At 41.6% G+C, this 26,995-nt stretch carries 23 protein-coding genes; 12 read left to right on the top strand and 11 right to left on the bottom strand.

The annotated features are described in order from the left end of the window. Positions 1–166 precede the first annotated feature (166 nt). The 9 genes from M1D52_RS18305 to M1D52_RS18265 all read left to right on the top strand — a co-directional run bounded on the left by M1D52_RS18305 (position 167) and on the right by M1D52_RS18265 (position 7,591). On the top strand, positions 167–1,120 hold the full coding sequence (locus M1D52_RS18305; RefSeq protein ID WP_437393333.1) for a metallophosphoesterase family protein: 954 nt from the start codon (positions 167–169) through the stop codon (positions 1,118–1,120). A 245-nt stretch (positions 1,121–1,365) separates the two neighbouring features. Beyond that, positions 1,366–2,253, top strand: coding sequence for a dienelactone hydrolase family protein (locus tag M1D52_RS18300; protein WP_013665829.1), 888 nt, complete (start codon positions 1,366–1,368; stop codon positions 2,251–2,253). 159 nt (positions 2,254–2,412) lie between these two features. Further along, positions 2,413–3,090: a response regulator transcription factor gene (locus tag M1D52_RS18295; RefSeq protein WP_437393334.1), complete on the top strand. Its 678-nt coding sequence runs from the start codon at positions 2,413–2,415 to the stop codon at positions 3,088–3,090. Then, positions 3,087–4,367 (top strand): sensor histidine kinase, encoded by a 1,281-nt coding sequence (locus M1D52_RS18290; RefSeq protein WP_437393335.1) that lies wholly within the window; start codon positions 3,087–3,089, stop codon positions 4,365–4,367. Before M1D52_RS18295 ends, M1D52_RS18290 begins: the two co-directional genes overlap by 4 nt. Before the next feature lie 305 nt (positions 4,368–4,672). Beyond that, positions 4,673–5,122 (top strand): PepSY-like domain-containing protein, encoded by a 450-nt coding sequence (locus M1D52_RS18285; protein WP_013665832.1) that lies wholly within the window; start codon positions 4,673–4,675, stop codon positions 5,120–5,122. A 1-nt stretch (position 5,123) separates the two neighbouring features. Then, entirely contained in the window at positions 5,124–5,927 is an 804-nt protein-coding gene (locus M1D52_RS18280; RefSeq protein WP_437393336.1) for a DUF2490 domain-containing protein, read from the top strand. A gap of 105 nt (positions 5,928–6,032) precedes the next feature. Beyond that, positions 6,033–6,383, top strand: a complete 351-nt coding sequence (locus M1D52_RS18275) for a hypothetical protein (RefSeq protein ID WP_013665834.1) — start codon at positions 6,033–6,035, stop codon at positions 6,381–6,383. Positions 6,384–6,567: 184 nt separating this feature from the next. Next, complete coding sequence (locus tag M1D52_RS18270; protein WP_242627290.1) at positions 6,568–6,816, top strand: TFIIB-type zinc ribbon-containing protein; 249 nt, start codon at positions 6,568–6,570, stop codon at positions 6,814–6,816. Positions 6,817–6,829: 13 nt separating this feature from the next. Then, on the top strand, positions 6,830–7,591 hold the full coding sequence (locus M1D52_RS18265; protein WP_013665836.1) for a TerC family protein: 762 nt from the start codon (positions 6,830–6,832) through the stop codon (positions 7,589–7,591). Positions 7,592–7,679: 88 nt separating this feature from the next. Here the strand turns inward: M1D52_RS18265 and egtD are convergent, their stop codons facing one another. The 5 genes from egtD to M1D52_RS18240 are packed head-to-tail and all read right to left on the bottom strand — an operon-like array spanning position 7,680 to position 13,768. Next, entirely contained in the window at positions 7,680–8,675 is a 996-nt protein-coding gene (gene egtD, locus M1D52_RS18260; protein ID WP_377612181.1) for an L-histidine N(alpha)-methyltransferase, read from the bottom strand. 12 nt (positions 8,676–8,687) lie between these two features. Beyond that, a complete protein-coding gene (egtB, locus tag M1D52_RS18255) occupies positions 8,688–9,839 on the bottom strand; it encodes an ergothioneine biosynthesis protein EgtB (RefSeq protein ID WP_437393337.1) in 1,152 nt (383 codons plus the stop codon). A 4-nt stretch (positions 9,840–9,843) separates the two neighbouring features. Beyond that, the gene (locus tag M1D52_RS18250; RefSeq protein WP_437393338.1) at positions 9,844–11,415 is read right to left on the bottom strand and encodes an ABC transporter permease/substrate-binding protein; all 1,572 of its coding nucleotides are present in this window, start codon (positions 11,413–11,415) and stop codon (positions 9,844–9,846) included. After that, on the bottom strand, positions 11,412–12,371 hold the full coding sequence (locus M1D52_RS18245) for an ABC transporter ATP-binding protein (protein ID WP_437393339.1): 960 nt from the start codon (positions 12,369–12,371) through the stop codon (positions 11,412–11,414). The genes M1D52_RS18250 and M1D52_RS18245 overlap by 4 nt, the downstream gene beginning before the upstream one ends. A 5-nt stretch (positions 12,372–12,376) precedes the next feature. Then, positions 12,377–13,768, bottom strand: a complete 1,392-nt coding sequence (locus M1D52_RS18240; protein WP_437393340.1) for a mercuric reductase — start codon at positions 13,766–13,768, stop codon at positions 12,377–12,379. 269 nt (positions 13,769–14,037) lie between these two features. Here M1D52_RS18240 and M1D52_RS18235 point away from each other — a divergent pair, with 269 nt between their 5' ends. Further along, complete coding sequence (locus tag M1D52_RS18235) at positions 14,038–15,105, top strand: NADH:flavin oxidoreductase/NADH oxidase (protein WP_377612171.1); 1,068 nt, start codon at positions 14,038–14,040, stop codon at positions 15,103–15,105. A 51-nt stretch (positions 15,106–15,156) separates the two neighbouring features. On the opposite strand, the gene M1D52_RS18230 is transcribed toward M1D52_RS18235, so the two are convergent. The 3 genes from M1D52_RS18230 to M1D52_RS18220 form a co-directional block, all read right to left on the bottom strand. Next, entirely contained in the window at positions 15,157–16,299 is a 1,143-nt protein-coding gene (locus M1D52_RS18230) for a PepSY-associated TM helix domain-containing protein (protein ID WP_437393341.1), read from the bottom strand. 2 nt (positions 16,300–16,301) lie between these two features. Beyond that, positions 16,302–18,440: a TonB-dependent siderophore receptor gene (locus M1D52_RS18225; protein WP_437393342.1), complete on the bottom strand. Its 2,139-nt coding sequence runs from the start codon at positions 18,438–18,440 to the stop codon at positions 16,302–16,304. 86 nt (positions 18,441–18,526) lie between these two features. Further along, positions 18,527–18,730, bottom strand: coding sequence for a hypothetical protein (locus M1D52_RS18220; RefSeq protein WP_437393344.1), 204 nt, complete (start codon positions 18,728–18,730; stop codon positions 18,527–18,529). A gap of 418 nt (positions 18,731–19,148) precedes the next feature. Here M1D52_RS18220 and M1D52_RS18215 point away from each other — a divergent pair, with 418 nt between their 5' ends. After that, positions 19,149–20,774 (top strand): pectate lyase family protein, encoded by a 1,626-nt coding sequence (locus tag M1D52_RS18215; RefSeq protein WP_437393447.1) that lies wholly within the window; start codon positions 19,149–19,151, stop codon positions 20,772–20,774. 106 nt (positions 20,775–20,880) lie between these two features. Here the strand turns inward: M1D52_RS18215 and M1D52_RS18210 are convergent, their stop codons facing one another. Beyond that, positions 20,881–22,464, bottom strand: coding sequence for a Na+/H+ antiporter (locus M1D52_RS18210; protein ID WP_013665847.1), 1,584 nt, complete (start codon positions 22,462–22,464; stop codon positions 20,881–20,883). A gap of 105 nt (positions 22,465–22,569) precedes the next feature. Further along, positions 22,570–23,232 (bottom strand): LysE family translocator, encoded by a 663-nt coding sequence (locus tag M1D52_RS18205; protein ID WP_437393345.1) that lies wholly within the window; start codon positions 23,230–23,232, stop codon positions 22,570–22,572. Between the two features lie 210 nt (positions 23,233–23,442). Here M1D52_RS18205 and M1D52_RS18200 point away from each other — a divergent pair, with 210 nt between their 5' ends. Next, on the top strand, positions 23,443–23,961 hold the full coding sequence (locus M1D52_RS18200; protein WP_437393346.1) for a YdeI/OmpD-associated family protein: 519 nt from the start codon (positions 23,443–23,445) through the stop codon (positions 23,959–23,961). 240 nt (positions 23,962–24,201) lie between these two features. On the opposite strand, the gene ligD is transcribed toward M1D52_RS18200, so the two are convergent. Continuing rightward, positions 24,202–26,919 (bottom strand): DNA ligase D, encoded by a 2,718-nt coding sequence (gene ligD, locus M1D52_RS18195; protein WP_437393347.1) that lies wholly within the window; start codon positions 26,917–26,919, stop codon positions 24,202–24,204. Between the last annotated feature and the right edge of the window lie 76 nt (positions 26,920–26,995).

The raw sequence follows: 26,995 nt of genomic DNA, 5'->3' as shown, positions 1-26,995 counted from the left end.
ATAGCAAGGGCGTCGTATACTCAAATGCGGGGCCCTTACATCTTTTTAGCGTACTGTTTGTCCGGAATTTATACAGTACAGATGATTATACAGTGCGTTAAAGACAACCATTTCTTAACACTAAGCTAATATTGTCGGTTTTACTTTTGCTGATAAAAAAACAACAATGAACCGTAGATCATTATTAAAGAGTTTGGGAATTGGCACGCTGTCCAGTTTAGTCTTGGGCAAATCTGTTTTTGCCGAAACACCAAGTACCCATTTGAGTAATGGAAAAATAGCCAAGCGTTCTTTGCGTTTTGCACATTTAACAGATGTTCACATGCAACCCGAATTAGATGCGCCTAAAGGTCTGGCTAGCTGTTTACACCACGTTCAGTCGCAAGCAGATAAGCCTACTTTAATCGTTAATACGGGCGATTGTATTATGGACGCCCTAAAGCAGCCGAAAGATCGGGTTGTTACACAGTGGAATCTTTGGCACCAGTTAATGAAAGATGAAAACAGTTTACCTATCGCATACTGTATTGGGAACCACGACTGCTGGGGGGCCGCTGAAAAAAACGATCCACTTTATGGTAAGAATTATGCTTTAGAAATGATGCATCTAGAAAGGCCCTATCGTAGTTTCGATCAAGCTGGATGGCATTTTGTCGTATTGGATAGTATACAAGTTAGGGCAACGGACGGGCAATGGTATGCTTGCCAGCTGGATGATGAGCAGTTTGAATGGCTAGGGCGAGACCTCGAGGCGAATAAAGATAAACATACGGTGATCTTATCGCACGCACCTATCTTATCAGCAGCGCCTTTGGTTGTTGGTCATTTAGGCAAAGTGGATACCGGTTATCAGTTGGGTGGTGGTGCTATTTTAAATGATGCAGAGCGTGTTGTCACTTTGTTCACCAAGCATCCACAGGTTAAATTAGCTTTAAGTGGACATATTCACCTTAATGATGAAGTAAAGTACCAAGGTGTTACCTATATTAGTAATGGCGCGGTAAGTGGTAATTGGTGGAAAGGTGATCGCTACGCTACAAAAAACGGATATGCCATAGTCGATTTATACGAAGATGGTACTTTTGATAATGTGTACGTTCCTTACGGCTGGAAGGTATAAATTGGCGTCCCTAAACGTATTTCGTGTTGATGTTTTTATTTGACAAAACAAAATATTAAGAATGCTGTTAACTAGATAAGGTTTAGGTTGATTATAATATGCAAAGGCCATTGCTTCCCAGGCAAGGCCTTTGTCATTTCTTCTAAACATTAGCCAGCCGACGGCTATCGATAGTCATTTAAATTTTACATGACTAATCCGTGTATTTGTTCCGTTCATTCTTAATTTTATAAAAATTCATAATTATGAAAAGCCTAAAAAAAGAAGATGTAAAACAGGAAGTTTTTGATCTATATGATGATTATGCGCACAATCGTATCACTCGGCGCGATTTTATGCAAAAGCTTTCGGTTTATGCGGTTGGTGGAGTTACCGTTACGTCGCTAATGAGTTTTCTAATGCCTGATTATCAGGATGCTATTCAGGTGCGAGCCGACGATCCAAGAATCACTTCAAGCTACATCGATTACCCATCACCCAAGGGTGGCGGTACTATAAAAGCGCTTTTAAGCATGCCTAAAAACAATGCAGAAAAATTGGGCGGTATCGTTGTAGTGCATGAGAACAGAGGGCTTAACCCACACATAGAAGATGTTGCGAGACGTGCTGCATTAGCAGGCTTTGTAAGTTTGGCTCCTGATGCCTTAAGTCCGCTCGGTGGTTATCCAGGTAATGATGATGAAGGCCGCGAATTGCAGAGTAAACGGGATAGAAATGAAATGCTCGAAGATTTTATCGCAGCCTTTAATTATCTAGAAAAGGACAAGTTCTGCAACGGTAAGGTCGGGGTAGTTGGTTTTTGTTTTGGGGGCTGGATTGCCAACATGATGGCAGTCCGAATTCCAAACTTGGCTGCGGTGGTTCCTTTTTATGGTGGCCAAGCTCCTTTGGATGAAGTGCCGCAAATAAAAGCGCCTTTGCTGTTGCATTATGCAGCACTCGATACCCGCGTAAATGAAGGATGGCCAGCTTATGAAAAAGCATTAAAGGAAAATCATAAAGATTATAAGGCTTTTATATACGAGAATGCCAATCACGGGTTTCACAATGATACCACGCCCCGGTACGACAAAGAAGCTGCGCAGTTGGCATGGAAACGTACCATCGACTTCTTTTCTCAAAAGTTAAAGTAAGGTAAAAGTTTGTAAAAGGATACCTAATAAATAAAAGCGGGTATTCCAACTTCTTTCCAGAATTTAACCCTATACTTGCCGTAACGAAAAATTACGTATAGGTGGGTAAGGACAGCTTTTCAGTGGTCCCGAAGTTGATGACGAACAAATGATAACTAGATGAAAATCTTGATTATTGAGGACGAGGAAGATCTATTGGACGCTATTACTTCTTCGTTGCTTAAAGAATACTTTTTAATTGAGTCAGCTAGCGACTATCATACGGCCATGGACAAGATCCAGATGTATGACTATGATTGTATTCTGCTGGACATTATGTTGCCCGGTGGTAGTGGACTTCAATTGTTGGAACAGCTGAAACAATCCGAAAAGTCAGAGAACGTTATCATTATTTCGGCAAAAAATTCGTTGGATGATAAACTAAAAGGACTTGAACTGGGAGCGGACGATTATTTAACTAAACCTTTTCATATTGCGGAACTCAATGCACGTATCAAAGCAGTTTTAAGAAGAAAGAAGCTGGACGGCAAACATACGATCGAAACACGAAATGTTGTGTTAGACTTAAATGAGCGACAACTTTTAGTGAATGGGGAAGCGGTTGCACTCAATCGAAAGGAGTTTGACATACTCAATTATTTTCTACTAAATACCAATCGTCTGGTTACCAAATCGGCTTTGGCTGAACATGTTTGGGGTGATAACATTGATCAGGCAGATAACCTCGACTTCATTTACTATCAAATTAAAAACCTTCGAAAAAAATTACAGCAAGCTAATGCAGCGATTGAAATCGAATCGGCTTACGGAGTCGGTTATAAAATGGTAGAGAAATGAAGCTGCTCAATAAATCACTGAAATATCTTTCCGTTTCGATTTTACTCATTGTAACCATCTGGTCAATCATTTTTTACATCAATATGCTCGATGAAATTCATGATAGCATTGACGATGGCTTGGAAAATTATAAAGTGCTGATTCTTCAAAAAGCAGATACAGACTCTACCATATTGAAGAAAAACTATTTTGATGAAAGTAACTATGCCATTCGGGAAGTGGGGGAAAAACTTGCGATTAAAATGAAAGATCGGTATTCGGACACGCTTATGTATATGCTGGATGAAGACGATTTAGAGCCCGTGCGCATGCTTACAACTGCATTCGAACACCAAGGACATTTTTATGAGTTGAGAGTCATCAATTCAATGGTAGAAGAAGATGATTTAATTGAAGATCTTTTTTGGTCGGTGTTCTGGCTCTATGTCATTTTGGTCGTGAGTATTATTCTTATCAACAACATTGTTTTACGAAAATTATGGCAGCCTTTCTATAACTTCTTAAACCAGGTTACTAGATTCAGGTTAGGACGTAGTAGGGAGCTACCTGATATAAATACCGATGTGAAAGAATTCAGTATGCTGAAGGATGCCGTTAATACGTTGCTGCAGCATAGTATGGAAACTTACCAACAGCAAAAACAATTCATTGAAAACGCTTCCCATGAGTTACAAACACCCTTAGCGATAGCTACGAGTAAATTGGAGTTACTGCTTGAGAAGGGAAATATAGAAAATGAGCAAGCGGAAAATATTGCGCAAGTACTGCAAATAATCGAACGCTTAGTTCGTCTGAACAAATCCCTGTTACTTTTAACAAAAATCGAAAACAAGCAATTTTTTGATCAGCAAAATATATCCTTGAATGAAGTGATAAAACAAACCTTACTAGATTTAGAGGAGTTTGCAACATTTAAAAATATAGCAATAGAAGTACATGAAGAGGCGGATTTAACCGTGGAAATGGACCCCGCATTGGCTAATATTATTGTTTCTAACCTCATTAGGAATGCGATTTTTCATAACATGCCACACGGGCAGGTTCGTGTTGAAATAAAGACTGATGCGCTAACCGTAAGCAATACAGCGAAAAGCGGGCCACTCGAAGCTGATAAAATATTTAATCGTTTTTATAAATCGACCGACAAAAAATCGGAAGGAACCGGCCTGGGCTTAGCCATTATGAAAGCTATCTGTAATCTGTATGATTTTAATGTTTCGTATTATTTTTTTGACAGCAAACATTGCTTCGAGATTCGATTTAATAATGTAAAGTGAAAATGCCGTCTATTCTGAGACAAGAACTAGTCGCAGGATCACACCAAACAAACGCTTATACTTGCAATACCTTTTCCTTACTGTTTCTATACCCTTCGTTTACCTTTTCTTTACCTCTGACTATACCTTTCGTTTACCCTTTCTTTACCCCCTGTTTAGAGAAAGGGTAGAACTTTAGTATGATAAACGGATGAAGAAACTAATGCATAATAGGCGAATATTACATTTGTGTCTTTGCGTTTTGTATTCCAGATTTTTTCCAGAATTGACCCATTTCTTTGTATTAAATCAATAATTAAAAGAACATGGAAAAGAGTATGTTAACCGGTTTTTTCGCATTGCTGATCAATGCCGGTGTTTCGCTTGGACAGGATATCCAACCAAGCCAGGTTCCGTCCGTCGTGGTAAACAGTTTCAATAAAGCATTTCCAAAAGCTTCGGACGTAGAATGGGAGATGCAGGGCGATCTATACAAGGTTGAGTTTGAGACAGGTCTCTTGTCTGTAGATCATGATGTATGGTACGATAAAGGAGGGAAGTTGATCGAACATAAAGAAGAAATTTCCAAAAAGGATTTGCCTTCAACGGTGTTAGCAACGATCAAAAAAGACTTTAGTAAATATCGTATAGAAGATGTGAAGAAGATTACGAAAGCGCAACAAGTTGTCTATACACTTGAACTGAAAAGTGCTGCCGAAGAACTAAAGGTGGCTTTTGATACGAATGGGAAGGTGTTGAGCAGCGCGTTGGATTAACATGAAAAAGCTCCTTTTGCTTCTTTGCTTTACCGCTTTTTGTTTATCAAGCGCAACTTATGCTCAGATTAGTCCCCCTGGCTTAGGGGAAGCAAACACCGCCGGTTGGTTTGCGTTTGGATTAAGGCAAGATTTAGGTGTCTCAAAAAAATGGCAATCGATGTCTTATATCGGTTTAGGGCGTAAAAGTAATCCGGACAATTACGCCCTATTTTTTAAGCCTGCTATTCTGGTGATAAATCAGGAATTTTATCATCGGTTTCACCCGCATTGGCAATACTCAATCGCTTTGAGTTATCGGAAGCAAGAGGAGTATAACGATTTTGCTCCTTATAGACAAACAGTTGCGGGTTTTGAACGGGAGTGGAGATTGTACGGACGAATGGCCTATACAATTAAAAATGAAAGGCTAAAATTCACCACTACTTTTCGGCAAGAGCTTCGAACTTTTGCTCAACCTTTTGAAGAAGCATCTTCGGAAGATCTTCAACTTCGGTCACGTTTAAAATTACAACTTGCAATCAATTTAGATAAACACAAAATTCATAAGCTTATTGGTGGATACGAATCCTTATTTTCAACAAGTAGAAGTGCTTTGTCTGAAAGGTGGTCGAGCTTCAAATATCGGGAAAGCAGATTCACTTTTTATTATTCGATATCACCACAGGAGTTACCGTTCACCATTGATCTTGGCTATATGAACAATTTGGTGGGATCCCAGTCGCCTTTTTCTGCACACTACTTAGCACTGGATGTAATCTATAATAATCCCTTTGGTTTGCTAAGACATAAGCAGAGGAACTAAATGAGTCAATACCTTTTCGTTTTTTGTAACTTTTCGCTGATATTGTCTGTTATAGTATCTAATGAAAGTCTATAATGTTTATTTTTGAATAAAAAGTAATAGTTTGTGTCTTCCCTCTTACGCGACAACATAATAATCAGAAAGCGTTTTTCTCTACTACTACTGTGGTTGAGCATACTCTTTCCTTTTTTTCTGCTTTATCAAAACTTGCTTTTAAATACAGGAAAGGAAGTGCAGAGCGTACTCGTCCAAGAGACGCTGTTGGACGATTTGGAAATTGGGCCGGGAAAATACATCCATGCTGAAAAAGAAAAGAAGGGACTCGAAAAGTACAAGCGAATTGATGCAGAGTCGGTAGTATCTGTTAATCAAAGCATTACGACCTTTTTCCTTATCCATGGGTGCTGGCTAAAGCCTTCCTATTATACTTTTTTACACATCTATACCTTGTTCTGACGGACCATATTTCATATAACTTCTAATTGTAGGTTCCCCGACAAGCGGGGGACAAATGAACATGGAAAAGCGAGTGTAGGTTTGCTATGTCGTTAAACCTGTTCAATTTTAATTAATAGATACTGAGTTGAATCCTAAAAAAAGTAGTAAAATGAAATGTCCGAATTGTAATGAAACTTTACTGATGTCCGAAAGATACCAAGTGGAAATAGATTATTGTCCAAAATGTCGGGGGATTTGGCTCGATAAAGGAGAGCTTGACAAAATTATCAATTACGTTGATAATGGGCAAAACGATGAGCCTTCTGAATCATATAACAGCTCAAATCAGTGGAACGACTATAAAGACAAATCCGACTATCGTGATAAGCGTTATCAACAACGACCACATAAAAAGAAATCGTTTTTAGGTGATTTATTTGACTTCGATTAATCCCTGACGCCCTATGGAATTTGAAATCCCTAATTTTGCCGATCCCGGAGTTTGGATCAGCCTGATTACTTTATGCTTTCTTGAGATTGTATTAGGTATCGATAATATCATTTTCATCTCCATTGTTGCAGGAAAGTTGCCGGAGAAATTACAGCGCAAAGCACGTAATCTTGGCTTGACCTTGGCGATGGTTTTCCGAATTGCCTTATTGCTTTGCATAAACTGGATTATCGGACTGAAGGACCCGGTTATGACCTTAAGTTTATTTGGTAAGGAGGATATCCCGCTTAGCTACAAGGATCTCATTCTGATAGCTGGTGGACTCTTTCTGATTGTGAAAAGCACCTTAGAAATCCATCATAAATTGCAAGAACAGGATGAAGACCTACACCAGAAAAAAAGTCCGGTTGGCTTCGGTGCGGTCTTAGTACAAATAGTTTTGGTTGATGCTGTTTTTTCCTTCGATTCAATTTTAACCGCAGTAGGCTTAGTTGATTACGTACTGATCATGATTATAGCGGTTATTATATCCATCGGTGTAATGATGGCTTTTGCCGGCCCTGTATTACGGATTATTAACAAACAGCCTACCTTGCAGATGCTTGCTTTAACGTTTCTGGTTGTCATAGGCGTAGTGTTAATTGCCGGAGGTTTCCATCAGGAGGTAAGTAAAAGCATTATTTATTCTTGTTTGGGTTTTTCGTTAATTGTCGAATTATTGAATATCCGACTTCGAAAAAAACGAACCATTAAACTAAACGATACGCAGTTATAAAACGGGAGAATTGATCAAAATCCCGTGAGCCTGAAATGCCGCGGGATTTTGCTTTCTTATTTTTATGACGGGAGAAAATACCAAATTATCATTCAGCTGACCAAATAACGTCAGTGAACCATTTTTTACTGTCAAACAGTTGATCAATAAATTTAAACCCGGATTTATCGGCTAAGTCTTGAATCTGCTCGAAGCTGAATTTTTGTGAGATCTCCATAAAAATCGGCTCATTCTCAGCGAAGTGAAAGACCTCTTCACCTATTTGTACGGTCTGATTGTCAAGGCTGATAAGATAACTTTTGCAAGCCCCGCTTTCCGGATCATAGGTAGCGTAATGGTCAAAACGGCTTATAATAAAATTGCTATTGAGCTCGCGATTAATTCGCTCGAGTAGGTTCAGGTTAAAACGTTTTGTGATACCGCTTTTATCATTATAAGCCGCCAAGATCGTCTTGGGATTTTTCTTTATATCCATCCCCATAAGTAGGCGGTCGCCCTTAGATAAATGCTTGCGGAGTTTTTTGCAAAATTCGGTCACCCTGTCTACGGGCATATTGCCGATATTTGATCCTAAGAATAAAACAACTTTAGGCCTATTTGATAACGAGGTCGCTTTTTCCAGCATCTCAAAATACTCACCGTTCAGACCCGTCAGTTTAAGTCGAGGTAGTACTTTAGGTAAACTTTCGTTAAGATTCTCAATTACATTTGCCGATATATCAATGGGGATGTAGCGAAAATCCATCTGCTGCCCTGACAATTCTTTTAGAAGGTAGGTCGATTTTGTTGCATCACCGGCACCTAATTCAATCAGATCAAAACTATCCCGGTCACGGCTAAGTGCCGCTGCAAGCTCGACAGTCTTCTCCGAAAAAATTTCGAGTTCGGCCCGGGTAAGATAATATTCAGGGCAGTTCATGATTTCGCGGAATAGCTTGTCGCCCGCCGCATCGTAGAAATATTTAGAATCCAAGTGCTTCGGGTTCTCCCGAAGGCCTTTTATAACATCGTTATAAAAAAGTGCTGTTTTTGTATTAGCGGCTTCGAATAGGTCATCCATTAAATCTGAAATATTTTTGTTCATGCTCTTTGTCAATTATTTTGCTAACCGAATGCCCGTAAACTGCCAGCGTAGATTGGTCTGGAAAAAATTTCGATACGTGAGACGACTGTGCCCGGGTGAGGTAACCGCAGAAGCTCCACGTAATACCTTTTGGTTAACCATAAATTTACCATTGTATTCACCGATCGCGCCAGGGGCCTTTTTAAATCCAGGGTAAGGTAAGTAGGCACTTTCTGTCCATTCCCAGTTTTCTCCCCAGGTAAAACTTGGCGCAGCCACCTCCCATTCAAATTCAGTAGGCAATCTTAAACCCTTCCAAGCCGCATAAGCATAAGCCTCGAAGTAACTTACATGTCGTACAGATGCTTCTAAATCAATAGGTTCCAGACCCCGAAACGTATAATGATACCAACTATTGTCAATGAAATGCCAATAGAGGGGTGCCGTTATTTTTTCGTTTCTGACCCAGTCCCAGCCCTCGGCATGCCAATGGCGAAAATCGCTGTAACCACCATCATTTATAAATTCAAGATATTCGGCATTACTTACTAAACGGTTACTTATTTCAAATTCGTTAAGATAAGCCTTATGTCTACCAAGTTCGTTATCAAAGCAAAAGCCATCCCCTTTAAACCCAATTTCGTAAAGTCCTTCCTTAATGCGAATAAAATCATTAGTTGATGTTGATTTCAAAGTAGGTGGTTGATACGTGACATCATAGGCTGGAAATAGGGGATTGTGGCCCAATATATACTTAATGTCCGTATATAAAAGTTCCTGATGTTGTTCCTCGTGATGAATGCCCAATACAATTAGATCGCTTACTTCCGGCTCGAGAGGAGCCGAAAGTATTTTTAACATGGCTTCGTCCACATGTTGGCGGTAGCGATAGATATCATCAACGGTTGGTCTGCTAAGATTACCTCTATCTGTACGGATGACCCGATTGCCGATGGTTTCGTAGTAGCTGTTAAAAACGTAATTGTAATCCGGATTAAATGGCTGATATCCCTGAACATGAGGGGTTAAAATAAAGGTCTCAAAAAACCAGGTGGTATGTCCAAGATGCCATTTAGGTGGACTCACGTCTACGATCGGTTGGACGACATAATCTTCAATCGCTAGCGGACGGCAAATATCTTCTGTTCGTTGACGAAGACTTTTATAACGAGTGTATATATCCATATGACTATTGATTTTTTAAATACTCTTTGAGATTTGATATGGTTTCAATATGAAAGGTTTCTGCCTGCTGTTTCCGCATCATGAGTGCATAGGCGTTATTAAAGCCGATAGGCTTCAGCCAGCTAATTCTGTATTTTTTTTCGAATTGGTCCTTGACATAGGCGAAGGTTTTATCTTTATCGCCACCTAATGAATCAATCGTTTGTTGAGGTGGCTTCAGAATGGCTAGGAGGCCTGTTCCTGTATATTCCGGGTAAAGATCGATCTGATCATTCACCAACGCATCGAAACAAATTTTGGTGCCGCCTAGGCCGGTTTTGGCAACTACATCATAATCCGTGAAACCTTTTATTAACTGACTGTACAGGCTGACCAAGATGTATTGTTCACCAAAGATTTTAGAACCCAAGCGTACTGTTCCCTTCTTTTTTCCTCCTCTTTCTCTCCACAGGCCGTGTGCTTTCAGAAAGTCATGTGCCACGCGCTCAGGTGATTGATGGAGATGATCAACGCGGTAATTTAGATCGGTCATCACGCTATCGTTTATTTTTCCTACCAGCAGATTCAATGTTTTTTCGAGCGAAGGGAATTTTTCCAGCGCTTGATTTCGAACAATGGGCGCTGCATAGTAAGGTGGGAAAATACCCTTATCATCTTTTAAAACAACCAGGTCATATGCTTTTAAACGACCATCGGTCGAATAGCCGCTAATGACGTCCAATTGCTTTTCATAGGCGGCTTTATACATGACCGCATCATTGATGACCACCGTATGAATTTTTAAGCCATAGATTCTTTCAAGCCCCACATTCCCATCCTGTCGTCCCATAAATTCCGGCGTAAAGCCGGCAACGAGCTTTGTTCCGTAGGCCGTGGGAACAAAATAAAGCAGACTTAATAAAATAAGTAATACCGGCATAGCAAGGGTAGCTCGGTTAAGCGTTTTAATATTCAATTTTTGCAAACGGGAAAGTAAAAAATCAAAGAGCAAAGCGAGTAATGCGGCCGGTATAGCACCGCCAAGTATCATGTTTGTATTGTTTAAAGAAATTCCGCCGAAGATGAACTCGCCTAAGCCGCCGGCGGCAATATAAGAAGCCAAAGTAGCCACTCCGACGTTAATGACGGTAGCCGTGCGTATACCCGCTAATATTACGGGCATTGCGAGTGGCAATTCAACCTGTAGAAGTAGTTGTTGTTTGTTAAGTCCAAGCGCTATAGCGGCTTCCTTGACAGTTGGGTTAATGCCCGTAATACCTGTATAGGTGTTGCGGATGATCGGAAGAAGAGCATAGAGAAATAAGGCTACAATAGCTGGTTTAGCACCTATACCAAGTACGGGGATTAAAAATCCTAGTAGGGCGATGCTTGGTATAGTTTGCAAGATACCAACAGTACCTAAAACAATTCCGGATAAATTTCGATTTCGTGCAATTAAAATACCCAGCGGTAGTCCCAACAATACCGCTATTAACAAGGAAATGAAGGTCAGGCCTATATGCTGTAAGGTTTGGACCAGCAGCTTATCTGCCTGTTGCCACATAAAGTGCCAGAGCGTTTGCTGTTGTTCGTTCATGTAACGATGGTTTTTTTATAGCGGTAAATAGCTGACATTAACTGCTCAAATCCTGCTGTTTTTGCTTCTTTTTTATGGTCGACGATTTGAAGTGTTTCGGTTTTATTCTGCTGAAGGCATTCCAGTGCATCCCATAGTGTGGATTGGGACGAAAGAGTGATATGATCATCTGTTTGGTCCGCTGTGGGTAGCCAAGGCCATAACGCTGCCAATAGAATTGTCTTGAACTCGAGTTGTAAACGTTGCTCCTGTAGAAAGCTTGTTACCAGCGAATGGGACGGTTTAAATAACAGATCCCAAGGCTTGCCTATTTGGACAACTGCTCCCTTATCCATTAAGCAGATTTGGTTACCTAGTGTAAACGCTTCTTGGACATCATGCGTAACCATAACGATGGTCTTTCTTTTTAATTCATCTAAAGCTTTAAATTCTTCCTGTATTTTTGTCCGAGTAACGTTATCCAAGGCCCCAAAAGGTTCATCCATGAGCAAAATCGGAGGATGTGCTGCCAATGCTCTGGCAATTCCTACGCGTTGTTGTTGCCCACCGCTTAATTCGTGCGGATACCTGCTTCGATAGGAGTTGGGAAGGTGTAGTTTTTCCAATAGCTCATCTACCCTCGTTTCTATCCGTTTTTTATCCCATTTCAATAAGTGTGGAACGATAGCAATGTTTTGAGCGACTGAATAGTGGGGGAACAGGCCATTATTTTGTAAAACATAACCGATATTCCGTCGCAGGTCGATCGGAGACTGGTCCTGAATGTTCTTGCCATTAATGAAAATTTGTCCTTGATCTGGTTTAATCAGGCAGTTAATCATTTTAAGCGTTGTCGTTTTACCGCAACCACTCGCACCGAGAAGGATCAAATTTTCTTCTTCCTTTATTTCCAAAGACAGCTCATTCACTGCTTTTAGGCTATTGTACGATTTACTTACCCCTTGTACTTTGATCATAAATTTTAATCTTCCAATGTCATAAAAAGATTATTTAATGATTCGGCATAAAGCGGATGTGCAAACACGCCATAGCGAATGCGGTCGTAAGTGATTTTACCTTCCATAGCCATTTGTAAGATGGTCATGATTTCGCCGCCTTGCGCTGCAAGAATAGAAGCCCCTAGTATTCGTTTACTTTTGGCATCTACAATGGCTTTCATAAAACCACGGGTATCGCCTGTTTCAACTGCGCGGGCCACAGCGGTCATCGGCAGCTTCGCTACCTTTATAGTTAAGCCCTGTTTTTTCGCTTCTGTCTCACTCAGGCCGATGCGTCCGAGCTGCGGGTCGGTAAATACACAATAGGGTATCGATCGGTTACGTGTTGTATAATTCGTGTTTTCCAAAAGATTACGATAAACAATTGTATAATCATTATATGAAATATGGGTAAATGCAGGTCCGCCCTTCACATCACCTAAGGCATAAATGCCTTTTACATTGGTTTCGAGTTTGCTGTTTACCTTTATGTATCCTTTATTGTCGAGTTTTACACCGGTGTTGTTTAGTTTAAGCGGTCCAGTCTGTGGAACACGGCCTGTAGCGACCAACACGTGACTACAACTAATTTTTTGCTTTTTTCCGTTGGTATGGATGGTCGCTACAACTTTTTCAGGTCCCTGCTTGTCGAAAAAGGTGGTTTCCGCATTGAGCAGGATGTCGATTCCTTCCAGTTTCAGTAATTTGCGCATTTCTTCGGATACATCCGGATCCTCGCGAGCCATAATTCTTGGCGATTTTTCCACAATCGTGACTCTGCTGCCAAAGCGACGGAACATTTGGCTGTACTCCAGGCCAATATAATTGCCGCCTATAATTAGCAAATGCTCAGGCACTTGATCCAATTCGAGTATGCTGGTAGAGGTAAGGAAATTAATGGCGTTGAGGCCCTCAATTTCCGGGATAAATGGGACAGCACCTGTGTTCAAGAAAAATAAATCTGCCTTCATTATCTGTTGAGACCCGGTATCGGAAGTCACACCGATCGTTTTGAAATCCGTAAAAGCGGCTTCACCAAAGATGACATCTAAGTTTTTAGTACTCTCCAATGCTTTTTGATTTCCGCTCCGTGCATTTTCGACGATTTTGTCCTTACGCTTTTTTATAATGGTCATGTCAATTTTAGCGTCTTCTACAAAAACGCCGAGCTCAGTACTTTTGTGGGCATCATACGCTGCTTTTGCAGAAGCTATCCATGTTTTAGTAGGCGTGCAACCGTCGTTCACGCAAGTTCCGCCAATCCATCGCTTCTCAATGATGGCTACTTTTTTTCCATGGTTCGCAAGTTTTTTCGCTAAGGGAACGCCCGCCTGTCCGGAGCCAATAACAATGGCATCATATTGTCTAATCTTCATATATATTGGTTTCTAGGTGTTCGAAGGTCCGCAAGCACCTTAATTCCTAACAAGAAAGCACTTAAATGGTTTGTGAATGGAGTTCACTTTTAATTTTCTCTGACACCTATCTAACACAATTTCCCTACATTTGATGTAAAGAAGGTTTCTAAAAGGTGATGATCACCTAAAAAAACGCAGATTGCTTCGTCATTCTTCCTCGCAATGACAACGATGATGGGCATTTTAGATTCTTTCCTTAAACTTGTGTTTTAATTTATTTCTTTACTATGTCGAAGCTTTTCAGTCCACTCCCGTTGAATGGAATTACCTTAAAAAATAGAATAATAGTTTCTCCGATGTGTCAATATTCCGCCGTAGACGGATTTGCCAATGATTGGCATTTAGTGCATTTGGGAAGTAGGGCTATTGGGGGTGCTTCGCTAATCATCGCTGAAGCTACCGCTGTATCGCCCGACGGCAGAATCTCACCTGACGATTTAGGTATTTGGAATGATGCCCATATTGAGAAGCTATTGCAGATTACCCAATTTATTAAAAATCAACAATCCGTGCCTGGGATTCAGTTATCCCATGCGGGGCGTAAGGCCAGCACGGCTGCGCCTTGGAAGGGTAGAGGGAAAGTTAGTATTGAAGATGGTGGCTGGGTGCCGGTGGCCCCTTCTTCAATTGCTTTCTCCGATAATTATGCCGTACCTGTCGAATTGAATATAGAGGGGATTCGTGCCATCGTAAGTAATTTTAAGTCAGCGGCCGAGCGTGCATTGCGTGCCGGATTCGAGCTTATCGAAATACATGCGGCACATGGGTACTTGTTGCACCAATTTCTATCGCCTTTGAGTAATCACAGGCAAGATGAATATGGAGGCAGTTTCGAGAATCGCATCCGGTTGTTACTGGAAGTTATTGATGCGGTGCGAAGCGTGGCACCGAAAGAATTGCCTTTATTTGTAAGAATTTCAGCTAGTGATTGGGCGGAAGGTGGATGGGATTTGGATCAATCAATCCAGTTAGCGTCCATTCTCAAAACCAGAGGTGTCGATCTACTGGATGTATCTAGTGGTGGACTTGTTCCTTATCAAAAAATCCCTGTAGGTCCTGCTTACCAATTGCCTTTTTCTTCAAAAATAAAGAAAGAAGCGGGTATTCTCACAGCAACCGTTGGGCTGATAACCAATGCTACGCAAGCCGAAACCATTCTTGTTAATGGCGATGCCGACTTAATTGCCATGGCGCGTGAACTTTTGCGCAATCCTTATTTTCCGCTACAGGCTGCTGATGAGTTGCGGGATTCGATTGAATGGCCGATTCAGTATGAAAGGGCCAAACCGAATTAATCGCTTGTATAGTAGGGATCCCATACACAGGGCTATATTTAAAGGCTAAAGCTAATACGTTCGGTTAAAAGTATGAACCGTTGGCTTTCGGAGATGACGTTGTTTATTCGTTCTTTTTAGATATAATAAAAAACCGGTGATGCTTAATAAACCAGGCGTTAAACCAATGAATACATATAATATCCGAACAGGCAGACCACCAAAACTACCGGCATGAAGGGGTAGAACCAGTGTGCGCAGTTTTTCGGAGAAATCAAGTTTATCGGATTCTTTTATAGCTTCGACCGTTCCGCTTTTGACGTCTAACGTAACGCTACTTGCCTGTCCAAAAAATGGATTATCACCCGGTAAGCTACCGCGAATGGCGAAGCCGCGACCGGGTTGAGTGGGCATATATACGGAATGGACTTTAAGCTGCGGCAATGCATGGGAAGCTTTCTTATAAAGGCTGTCAATTGAGAGGACATCTGCTCGATTGGGCGGATTTACTTGCATTTTACTGTGCCATGCACTCGAGTCAAAGGCAAAAAGATTCAGCCAAAAGCCAGTGAAAAAGATAACCGCATTAAACAACAAAGACCAAATACCGACGATACGATGCAGATCGGAACTTAGCATCCTTCTATTGTGCCATCGAATCGGTTTTTTAAAGCACAAAACTTTCCATACCTGTTTTCGATAAATCAGCACGCCCGTAAGAATAGATATAAGCATAGTTATTCCGAGTACAGCGGTTAATAAGGTACCCGGCATGCCAAAATGAAAGGAGAAATGAAATTGAAATAACCACTGCATAAAGCCGGATTGCCATTGATCATAACGCCCTTCGCGTATAATACGACCCGTGTAGGGATCAATGGTCAATACGGCTAGATCGTAGGTATGGATTTTACCATCATTTAGGTATAAACGATAATTGTAAGCTTCGGTGGGAGCTGCTTGCGGATTTAACCAGGCGATGCCGCTAAGCCGAGGATATTGAGCGGTAATGCGATGATAGATCGTATCAAGCGACATTTTGGCCGCGGTTTCTTTTACTTGAAAAAGGTGCTTATTGGTATAGTGGTCCAACTCTTCCATAAAAACCAATGCTGATCCGCTCAATCCCAATAAGATTAGAAAAATACCTGTTATCAGCCCTGTTACGCCGTGTATTCTAAATACCCAGCGTAGTAATCTGTTCTTTATTGACATCACTATCGAATCAGGTAATTAATACCTATTCTAAAATTAAAAGGATTACCCAATGAGGCTGTAACCGTACGCGAATTGCCGCCTAAAAAATAGCGTTCATTCGTAATATTGTATACATTGAATTGAATGTTATAGCGGTTACGTTCATAATTAAGCATAGCGTCAAGTACAGTGGAAGCTGGTATCAAAAAATTTTGTGCACTTACAAAACCTACCTGGTTGCTGGTGTACCTGCCACCGATACCGATACCAAGCCCCTTTGCAAAACCAGTTGATAAATTGTATTTGATCCAGGCATTGGCCATATGCTTGGGAGCATTTGCAAAGTGACTACCTTTAGCTCCTAAGGTATTATCGGATAATAATACATGATCGTTGTACGCATATCCAAGTATCAGATTGAAATGATGAATGTTCCCTTGGGTAGTGGCCTCAAAACCTTTGCTACGTGTTCCATCGATGGCGATTTGTCTATTTGGGTTTTCATCTGTTGGCGCGGCTGCCAGAATATTGGCGTAATCGATCTGATAAGCCGCCAATGTCAATGAAAATTGATTCTCGAACCAAGACGATTTGCTGCCTATTTCAACCTGCTTGGCTGTTCTTGGCGGGAATGGCCCTCCGTTTCGTACTGAATTGGAAGTTTGTGGATTGAAGGATGTGGTGTAGCTGCCGTAAAAGGAAAGCGCATCAATAGGCGAATAGACTAATCCTACTCGCGGAATCCAGGCCGAAGCATCCGATTCGTTTCCTTGCTCATTATCACGCGCTGATAAAGGGACGCGTCTCAAGCTGTAATCATCATAGCGCAAGGATAGCAACAAAATTAAATCTTTATATTTTATCTGATCCTGCACATAAGTGCCAATTAAATGAATACGCTCTTTATTGTCGTCGTAATAATCGACTTCCGGGTTGGGGGCTGGAGGGTCGAGGCTATAATCGGGATTAAAAATGCTAATGCGTTGCGCCGGTGAATTTCGGTAGTCATTTTTATGCCATCCATAATTGTTATAATCGATACCGGTTAAGATATTATGGGTTAATGGCCCTGTTTTTAAAACATAGTCGAGGAAGGCCGTGGTTTGCCAGTTAAATTGGTCGTATAGCCAGTCTTGATACGATCTACTGATCGAATCATGCTGAATCAAACCGGTTACAATATGGTCGGTATAATCGAAACGACTTCGCACATAACGTTGCACCAAGGTAAGTCGGAGCTGATTGCCCAATTGTTGATCGTAACGCAGATTGACGGATGTGTTATGCGTTTTTCCATAGTCACTCGGGCTCTGTGCTGTTAGGTTATTCGGATAATAATCAAAATCAAAGGTGCCATCAGGGCGAGTGAAAACATAAGAACCTCGGTCATATTGCTGCACGGCTTTCTCGTAGGCGTAGTTTACTTCCAGCAACAGTTTGCCGGTAGAATTGAATTCATAAGAGAGGGAAGGCGCTATCAGTAAATTGCGAACATCCTGATAGTCGCGAAAACTATTTCCTTGGTCGTACCCGACAATACTACGATAAAGCAGTTTTTTATTCTTAGTTAAAGGGCCCGTAGCATCCAAAGAAAATCGTTTAGCATTCCAGCTGCCATAAAATGCACTTAGTTCCAGCTGCGGCAGCGATAATGGTTTTTTAGTGGTAAAATTTATGGTGCCCCCCGGTGCATTATTACTGAAAAGAACCGAAGAAGGTCCCCTTAATACTTCAACCTGTTCTATATTGTAAAGTAGCGGTTGTTGACTCCATAAATATAAATTTCCCCGTATGCCGTTGAAGGTGATGATGCCTGCATCAAATGGATTGTAAAAGGTAAAGCCTCTTAAGCTGTAATATCCCATACCGTTATTGGCCTTTACGCCTGTTAAGGTATTCGTTAAATCGTTTAGCGTAAATGCCTGCTTGTCGCGAATGACCTGTTGGCTAATCACTTGTATGGATTGCGGTGTTTGCTGCAACGAACTGGGTGTGCGCGTAACATTGGTTACACTATCAATCTGATAGCGCTTTTGTCGTGCACTGATCAATACCTCGTCGAGTTTACGCGTGGTGTTCGTATCGATCGAAATGGTTTGTCCTTGCGTTACTGCTATAGAAAGAAGCAATAACACAAAGAGACTACTTATGAATCTCATTGTTAAAGCATAATTTAAAATCAAAAAAGAATGCATACCGAATCTTGCTAAAACGGTTGATGCCTATGTCTGAAAAAGATTTTAAATTACACCCTGGGTGGTTTCAATAAAGAAGTATGGTAATTAGTTGGCCTTCCTTGGGTATAGGCAATCAGAAAAGATTGCTTAATGTTGTAAGTAGGAATTGTATTAAGTTGAGCAAGTTGGGGCGTTTGTAAATAGATGATTTCAGCCAGCTGCTTTATCATTTCCTGCTGCTGGTCATGTTCTCTTTTTTCGAGCTCTTTCATTTTTTTCATCAAAACACATTGCCCGTTACACTGTAATTCGGGCCGATCTCGATTAATACAGAGCTCCGTCGCTATATACTGCTGATTTAATTTAAAAGATACGAATAACCAAAATCTGCCGAAAGGCTGCATTAATACAACCAATATCAAGAAGCAAACAGTAAGTTTTGATTTCATCGTACACATGGGTGCTGCAAAGCTAAAAAAAAGTGTAATGCAAAAAAAATTCTTCTTGTTTTTCTCTATAGATAAATTAGCCTTCCAAATTTTTATAAGGATAGCTAAGATGTTATAGTAAGAAGATAATAAAGGTCAAAAAAAATGATGCATTTGCATAGATATTTGTTTAACTAACCAATATTAGATGGGACAAGAGCGTAACACCTCTACATTAATTGCGAATCAATTTTAATTTATGATGAAAGCATCAATTACAGCAATCACACTGGGTATGTTGGCATGCTCAATAGGTGTCACAAAGGCGCAATACCCGGTTATACCGAAAGCAATAGAAGATTCCGCAAATGCGGAGATGGCCAAATTTCAAGCCCATGAGGAGGCAGCTTGGGCTAAAGCACTTCCGGTTATCGAGAAAGAAGCGAAAAATGGGAAGCCCTATATCCCTTGGGCAAGTAAACCCGAAGATCTGCCACAGGCAAAAATACCTGCCTTTCCCGGCGCTGAAGGAGGTGGTGCGTTTTCTTTTGGCGGGCGTGGTGGTAAAGTATATGTGGTTACGAGTTTGGCAGACAGCGGCCCGGGGACCTTTCGCGAAGCCTGTGAACAAGGGGGTGCACGTATTGTCGTATTTAATGTAGCTGGTATTATTCATCTGAAAAGCCCCGTTAGTATCCGAGCGCCCTATATTACCATTGCCGGGCAAACTGCCCCTGGCGACGGTATTTGTATTGCAGGTGAATCGGTATGGATTGATACGCATGATGTCGTGATTCGCTACATGCGTTTCAGACGGGGAAGTACCGATGTTAACAGACGAGACGATGCCTTGGGAGGAAATGGTATCGGGAATATTATTATTGATCATGTATCAGCGAGCTGGGGCCTCGATGAGAATATGTCAATGTATCGTCACGTATATAATAGGGGAGATAGCACGAAACAGGAAAAACTGCCAACAGTCAATGTAACTATACAGAATTCAATCTTTTCAGAAGCCTTAGACCGTTATAACCACGCTTTTGGAAGCACCATTGGCGGACTCAATAGCACGTTTATGCGAAACCTTTGGGCGTCTAACATTAGTCGGAATCCTTCTATAGGTATGTACGGTGATTTTGGTTTTGTTAATAATGTTATCTTCAATTGGTGGAATCGAAGCGCTGATGGGGGCGATCATCGTTCGCTTTTCAATTTTATTAATAACTATTACAAACCGGGGCCAATCACGCCGATTGATAAACCTATTGGGCATCGTATACTGAAGCCGGAAGGAAATAGAGATCGGGGGCATGAAAATGAATATGGAAAAGCTTATGTTTCGGGTAATATCGTGGAAGGGAATGCAACAGTAACAGCGGATAATTGGGCCGGGGGTGTACAGATTGGAAACAAGCCCAATGCGGAGCCTTACACCGCACAGATTCGTGTCGACAAACCATTCCCGATGGCTAAAGTTACCTTGATGTCCGCAAAAGAAGCTTATGACCATGTATTAAAGAACGTCGGAGCAAACTTGCCGAAACGCGATGCAGTAGATGAGCGGATCATTAAACAGCTCGCAACGGGTAAGATTATTTATAACAAAAACAGTAAAGCTGACGTAAGCAGCCCTTATGTTAATCGCCGTCTACCCGCAGACTCCTATAAAATGGGCATAATCGCTGATCCGGAACAGGTTGGTGGTTACCCTACCTACAAGGGAACTCCTTATCAGGATACAGATCAAGACGGTATGCCGGACGAGTGGGAAACTGCACATGGTTTGAATCCAAAAGATGCAGGCGATGCGAGCTTGGATCGGGACGGCGATGGATACACCAATATTGAAGAATTTATAAATAGTGTGGTTCCTAAAATATTATAAGAAACGATAATAGAAGGTTTGAACGTGATGTAGAGCTACCTCCCGTTCCTTAAATTAACTAGGGACGGGAGGTGGTACGATGCATGTTTAACGACCGGGAGATCGATTAACCCTTCAGCAAGGCTAAACGTTCCTCCTCTAGGTCAAGGTAATAGAGATGTTTCCGCACAATCTCCTCGTCAAGATTTTGTTCTTTATTACTATGTATTAGCAGCCAGGTCCGTTGTTCTTGTATAATCGCTAAATAAATCTCTTTATGTCGGCCGCTTATATTTTCTTCCGGAGCATCTGTACGGGTCTTATGCTCCCATTTGTAAACGAGTTGCTTTAACATCCCATCACTTTCCAAATGATCTTTATAGGAGGTTTGTAGATGTCGCAGAGCCTGCGTTGCCAATTGCCGTTTAATCCATTTGTCGGCTTCCTCCTCCGGTAAGGTGTCGCCGAAGTTAGGAAAGCCTATCTTCTTAATTAAATAGGGAAGGGTTAATCCTTGCACCAGCAAGGTTACGAGAATGACTACAAACGTAATAAATAAGATAAGATTGCGTTGCGGAAATATTGTTCCATTATCAAGCTGCACCGGAATCGATAAGGCAGCAGCAAGTGATACTACACCCCGCATACCCGACCAACCGAGTAAAAAAGGCGTTCTTGCTCCAGGGTTTCTTTTGTCGGCTACAGTGATAAAGTTTCGGGCGATTAACGTAACGAGCACGGCTCCATAGGCTGCAAGTATCCGGCCGATAATAAGCACTGCACTTATTAGTAAGCCATAGCCTATAGCGGATGATAAGCTCATACCACCTAGCTCGGCAGTGATTTCGGGCAATTCCAAACCAATTAGCATAAATACCAGGCCATTTAGCACAAACACCAAGCTTTGCCATACGTTGAAACCTCTTAGTCGCGACTGGCTACTTAAAAAATTATGGCGCTTGTTGGCTAATAACAGACCACCGCAAACTACCGCCAACACGCCTGAACAATGGGCTTCCTCTGCTGCAATATACATCACGTAGGGTGTTACAATGGTCAGTACAATATCGATCTGTGGATCGGTGGGTAGTAACTTATGAGCCTTCATAAAAATCCACCCAATGGCCAAGCCAATTCCTACGCCGCCAGTAACCATCCATCCAAAACTGAGCGCCGCTTCATGCCACACAAATTGCCCGGTAGCAACCGCAACGAGAGCAAATCGGAAGATGATCAACGAAGAGGCGTCGTTCATTAAACTTTCGCCCTCCAGAATGGAAACCATTCTACGTGGTACTTTTACAAATTTTAGGATTGCAGTGGCGCTAACCGCATCCGGTGGCGAAACAATACCACCGAGGACAAAACCTAGCGCCAGCGAGAATCCGGGTATAAAATGATTGGCTACCAAGGCTACCGAGAGGGCTGTTAGAAATACTACGACAAAAGCAAAGCTTACGATAATGCGCCGCCACCGCCAAAGTTCTTTCCAGGAAGTTGCCCATGCGGCTTCGTACAGCAAAGGGGGAAGGAAAATCACAAAGATAAGCTCGGGCTCTATATGGACACGAGGTAGACCCGGAATAAAACTGATAAGCAGGCCGGCAATAACTAGTACAATTGGATAAGCAATACGCAATTTTTTTGCAAGCATGATCAGAAGCAAGATCACAATCAGTAAGCCTATGTAGAAAGGAAAGTGGTCGAACATCTTAAGGTTTTTTGGAGTACAAATATAGGATCAAATTTAATGCTAAATTAGCCGTACGGAGCATGCTCACCTGCTATTTATTTGGATACCGGATGGACGTGATCGTTATCTTTTTGTAAAGGCCATTTTAATGCCCATTAAAAGATACACACAGCCCGTTATTTTGTTGAGCCAGCTACTCAGTTTCAAATTTTTCTTTAATTTGGCAGAGAACAGTGAAGAACAATAAGCAATAAGTGAAAGCCAAATACTACCCAATAGCGCGAAACTTGCGCCAAGGGCTATAAAAGGACTAGGATCATCCATATACGCTTTGTTAATAAATTGGGGAAAAAAGGAAAGGAAGAACAATGCTACTTTTGGGTTGAGAATATTGGTAATAAAACCGGCATAAAAGTTCTGAAAGCCACTTTTACCTTTGGTTATTTCTATATCAAATTGCAATTCCTTTTTTGAGCGAAGTGAGGAAAGCCCAAGAAAGATTAAATACAGTGCACCTACGTATTTAACAACAGAGAACGCCATGGCCGACTGTGCAATAATCATGGAAAGGCCAAGCGAGGCAAACAAAGTGTGTGCTATTATTCCACAAGTAATACCTAACATCGAATGCACACCCGCCGCTCTTCCCTCCGCAATGGATTTGTTTAACACAAACACGGTGTCAATCCCGGGTGTCATAACAAAGATTATTGTGGTTGCTAAAAACAGGATATAATTTTCAATTCCAGCCATAAAAAGAATAATGATTACGAATATAACATTCATTTTTTAAACGTACGCAATAAGTATTCTGTCGCTGATACTCGGTAGATTTCTTCTTGTAAACAAAAAAATAAAGCTAGCAAAACAAAAAAGCAAAATATGCGTTTATATAATAAGGTTTAGGTTGATTATAACATACAGAGGCCCATGCTACCCAAAGCAGGGCTTTTGTTGTTTTTGGCTATTTAAAAGAAAACCTATATTTTTAAGTAGATGGTTAGAAAATTAAGTGCCAAGCTGGAAAAGACGATGCATAAATTTGTTGCTGAAATAAATATCATTGGTATTAATCCTTTTGTATTTGTGCCTGAAAAAATCTTACAAGATATTTTTAAAGAAGCAGGAAAGGAAAAGGGAAAAATTCCGATTCGAGGATCGATAAATGGGAATCCTTATAAACAAACATTAGTGAAGTATCAGGGGGACTGGCGTCTGTACGTTAACACATTGATGCTTAAAAACTCTCCGAAAAGAATAGGAGAGGTCGTTGAATTGACGCTTGAATTCGACCCCGGTGATCGAACGATTAAACCCCACCAAAAGTTAGTGGCCGCACTTGGCGAAAACCAAGATGCCAAAGATGTCTTTGATAAACTAAGTCCGTCGCTACAGAATGAAATTATTCGATACATTGCCAATTTAAAAACGGAAACAAGCATCGATAAAAATGTAATAAGAGCGATCGACTTTTTGCTGGGAAAAAGTCGGTTTATCGGACGAGATAAGCCCTGAATTAGGGTCCGTTATGAATAGGTTAACTGCCATCGTCAGCTCAGTTGCATATTTCAATGCGCATTTTTGAGCCGGTTTGACTTTGATTGGTGTTCATATCTCAATATCTATTGTTATTTGTTCGCGCCAAACAATTAAGACGAAGTGGTCGTGTGTCAAAGGTACCTAATTGAATTAGAAGCAAGGCAAATTTGACACTTTCCTTGAGGATACCATCTAACAAAAGAATGGAATAAACGATTACAAATCGTTCTGCGCCTTTTTTATGATTTTATTAAGTTCTATTCCCTTTCCAAGTACTCCTTTGAAGAGATCACCAGTCTCTTTCAACCGATCATAAGCATTGTGAATAGTAAAGTCGCTCATTTTTAAACCACGTTTCACTTCGTCCCAGGCAAGTGGCATCGAGACGGTTGCTCCCGGCTTTGGTCGTAGGGAGTAGGGGCCAGCTATAGTAGCTCCGGGCCGGTTTTGCAAGAAGTCTAGATACATCTTTCCTTTTCGATCACTTACTTTTCGTTTTAAGGATGTGAAATCGGGTAGTTGCTCGTGTACCAGACTGACGATGACCTTTGCAAAAAGCTGCGATTGCTCATAAGAGTATTTCGCTCCCAATGGGATGTAAATATGAATACCGGTGGACCCTGATGTTTTAGGATAGCTCGGTACGCCTAAAGCGTCCAATACCTTCCTCACTTCCTGAGCGGCTTCGATGACCTGCTCGAAGGTGTTTTTATCAGGATCCAGATCGATCACGCAATAATCCGGATTATCGGGCGACTGCACTCTGCTAAACCAAGGATTCATCTCAATACAGCCTAATGACGCCATCCATAGCAAGGTTGCTTCATCGTCGCCAACCAGGTATTCTTTATGTTCACCCTCGCTGGTGGTGTATGGGTAAGTTTTGCTTACCCATTCCGGCACTTTTCCCTTCACATCTTTTTGATAAAAGCTTGGACCTTTAATGCCATTTGGGAAGCGGTTCAGAGACATCGGACGATCTTTCAAGTAGGGTAAGATAAATTCGGCTATTCTGTAATAATAGTTGAACATGTCTCGTTTGGTAATGCCGTCATCCGGCCAATAGACCTTGCTGAGATGCGTAAATTTCAATTCTTTACCATTAACTTTACGTGTTTGCGTCTCTTCACGTGGGTTCAAGAGGGTACGCCTTTCGGTTTTAGCGGGCTTGATTGCATGTTTAGTCCCCTTGTCTTCTTCTTCCACCTCGGCCACGGTGGATTCTGTGTCAGCCGCTTTCTCCAATACGACATCATCGGCTTCTTTGTCCTCCCGCATACCTTTGAAAGATGCCTGCCGGAAAATTCCTTCGCTGGTAACTTCGGCGTAGTTCACTTCGCATACTAGTTCCGGTTTCAGCCATGTAGGTTTTGCGCCGAGTCGTTGTGGACGAAAACGGGATGGCTTGTCCACGTCAGGTTCTACATCGAAGGGACTTCTGTCGGTGATCAGCGGTTTGAATAGCTTCATCATTTCCTTCTGCTTGCTGTCCGAAAAACCGGTGCCCACTTTACCCGCATATCGAAGTTTCTTTCCGTCATACACCCCCATGACGAGGGCACTGAACGCTTTGGACGTTCCCTCATTACGCGTAAACCCAGCGATCACTACTTCTTGTCGCCGTTGCACTTTGATCTTAAGCCACTCTTTCGATCGAAGGTCAGAGGTGTACTTACTATCAGCTTTTTTTGCTATAATACCTTCAAGCCCGACCTGCTCTGCCGCGTCAAAAAAGTCGATCCCCCTTGCGGCGAAAACCTTACTTTGGCGGATACGGTCATCATCAGTAGGTAATATGTCCTGAAGGATTGCCTGCCGTTCTACCAATGGCAATCCCATCAGGTTTTTGCCCTCATACCATAAAATGTCAAAAACGTAATAAACCAAGTTGCCATCGGCTTCGCTTCGCCAATTCTGTAAGGCCCCAAAGTCGGACAGCCCTTTTTCATCTAGCACAACAATTTCTCCATCAATTACGGCATTGATACGCCATCCTTTCAAAAGGTCGACAAGCGGATAGTATTTATCGAAAGGAATATTATTCCGAGAAATTAGTTTAACATCTGTCTTACTGACCTTGGCAATGGCACGATAACCATCCCATTTTACTTCGTATAGCCAATCCGGATCATCAAAAGGTTCGTCAATAAGGGTAGCCTTCATCGGTTTGATTGATTTCGGAATAGTGGATTCCGGTGCTTTTTTTAGCAAGCTGGGTACATCCATCTTCTGCGGCTCTCCGGCTTCATTTACATCATCTGCCAAGTGTTCATCAGCATTTTTGCTTTTTTTTGCTTGTGTGGTCTTTCTAGACTTTTCAACGGTTTTCTCACGGCCGTTTTGCCATACCTTATTGCTGCTTTTTTCAATCTCTTCCAATGCTTTGTCAGAAAGCACCGACTTGTCTTTTTTAGTGATATCAGATTTACTGGCAAATTCGTCTTTGTGTTTGATAAGGAGCCAGCCGTTTTCACCCATCCCTTGTGTTTTTACCAGCGCATATTCGCCTTTTAGTTTATGTCCATGTAGCCGGATTTTGAGTGACCCTTTATGAAGCTGCTCCAATAAATGTTTTTCTTGTGCCTTCTTACTCTTCAGTCCTTCTATTGGTTCATAGGTGCCTTCGTCCCAAACAATTACCGTACCGCCGCCATATTGTCCTTTAGGGATAATCCCCTCAAACTGCCGATAGTCCATGGGATGATCTTCCACCATCATCGCCAAACGCTTGTTCTGCGGATCAGTGGATGGGCCTTTAGGCACAGCCCAGCTTTTCAGCACCCCATCCATTTCTAAGCGAAAGTCGTAATGTAATCGCGAAGCTTTGTGTTTTTGCACCACAAAAGTGAGTTGTTTCCGGTTCGGACTCTTACCTGACTTCGGTTCACTGGTCTTTTTAAAATCTCGTTTGTTACGGTATTGATCAAGCGGCATAGCTAACCTAGCCCTAAAGGGCCCTCCATTTTTACTGAAAAATATTGATTCTTCGTCCTTTCAACATGTTTTTGAT

The organism is Olivibacter sp. SA151 (assembly GCF_054130995.1).
The sequence above is the reverse complement of the archived record's forward strand: the minus strand, read 5'-3'. Positions and strand labels throughout refer to the sequence as shown.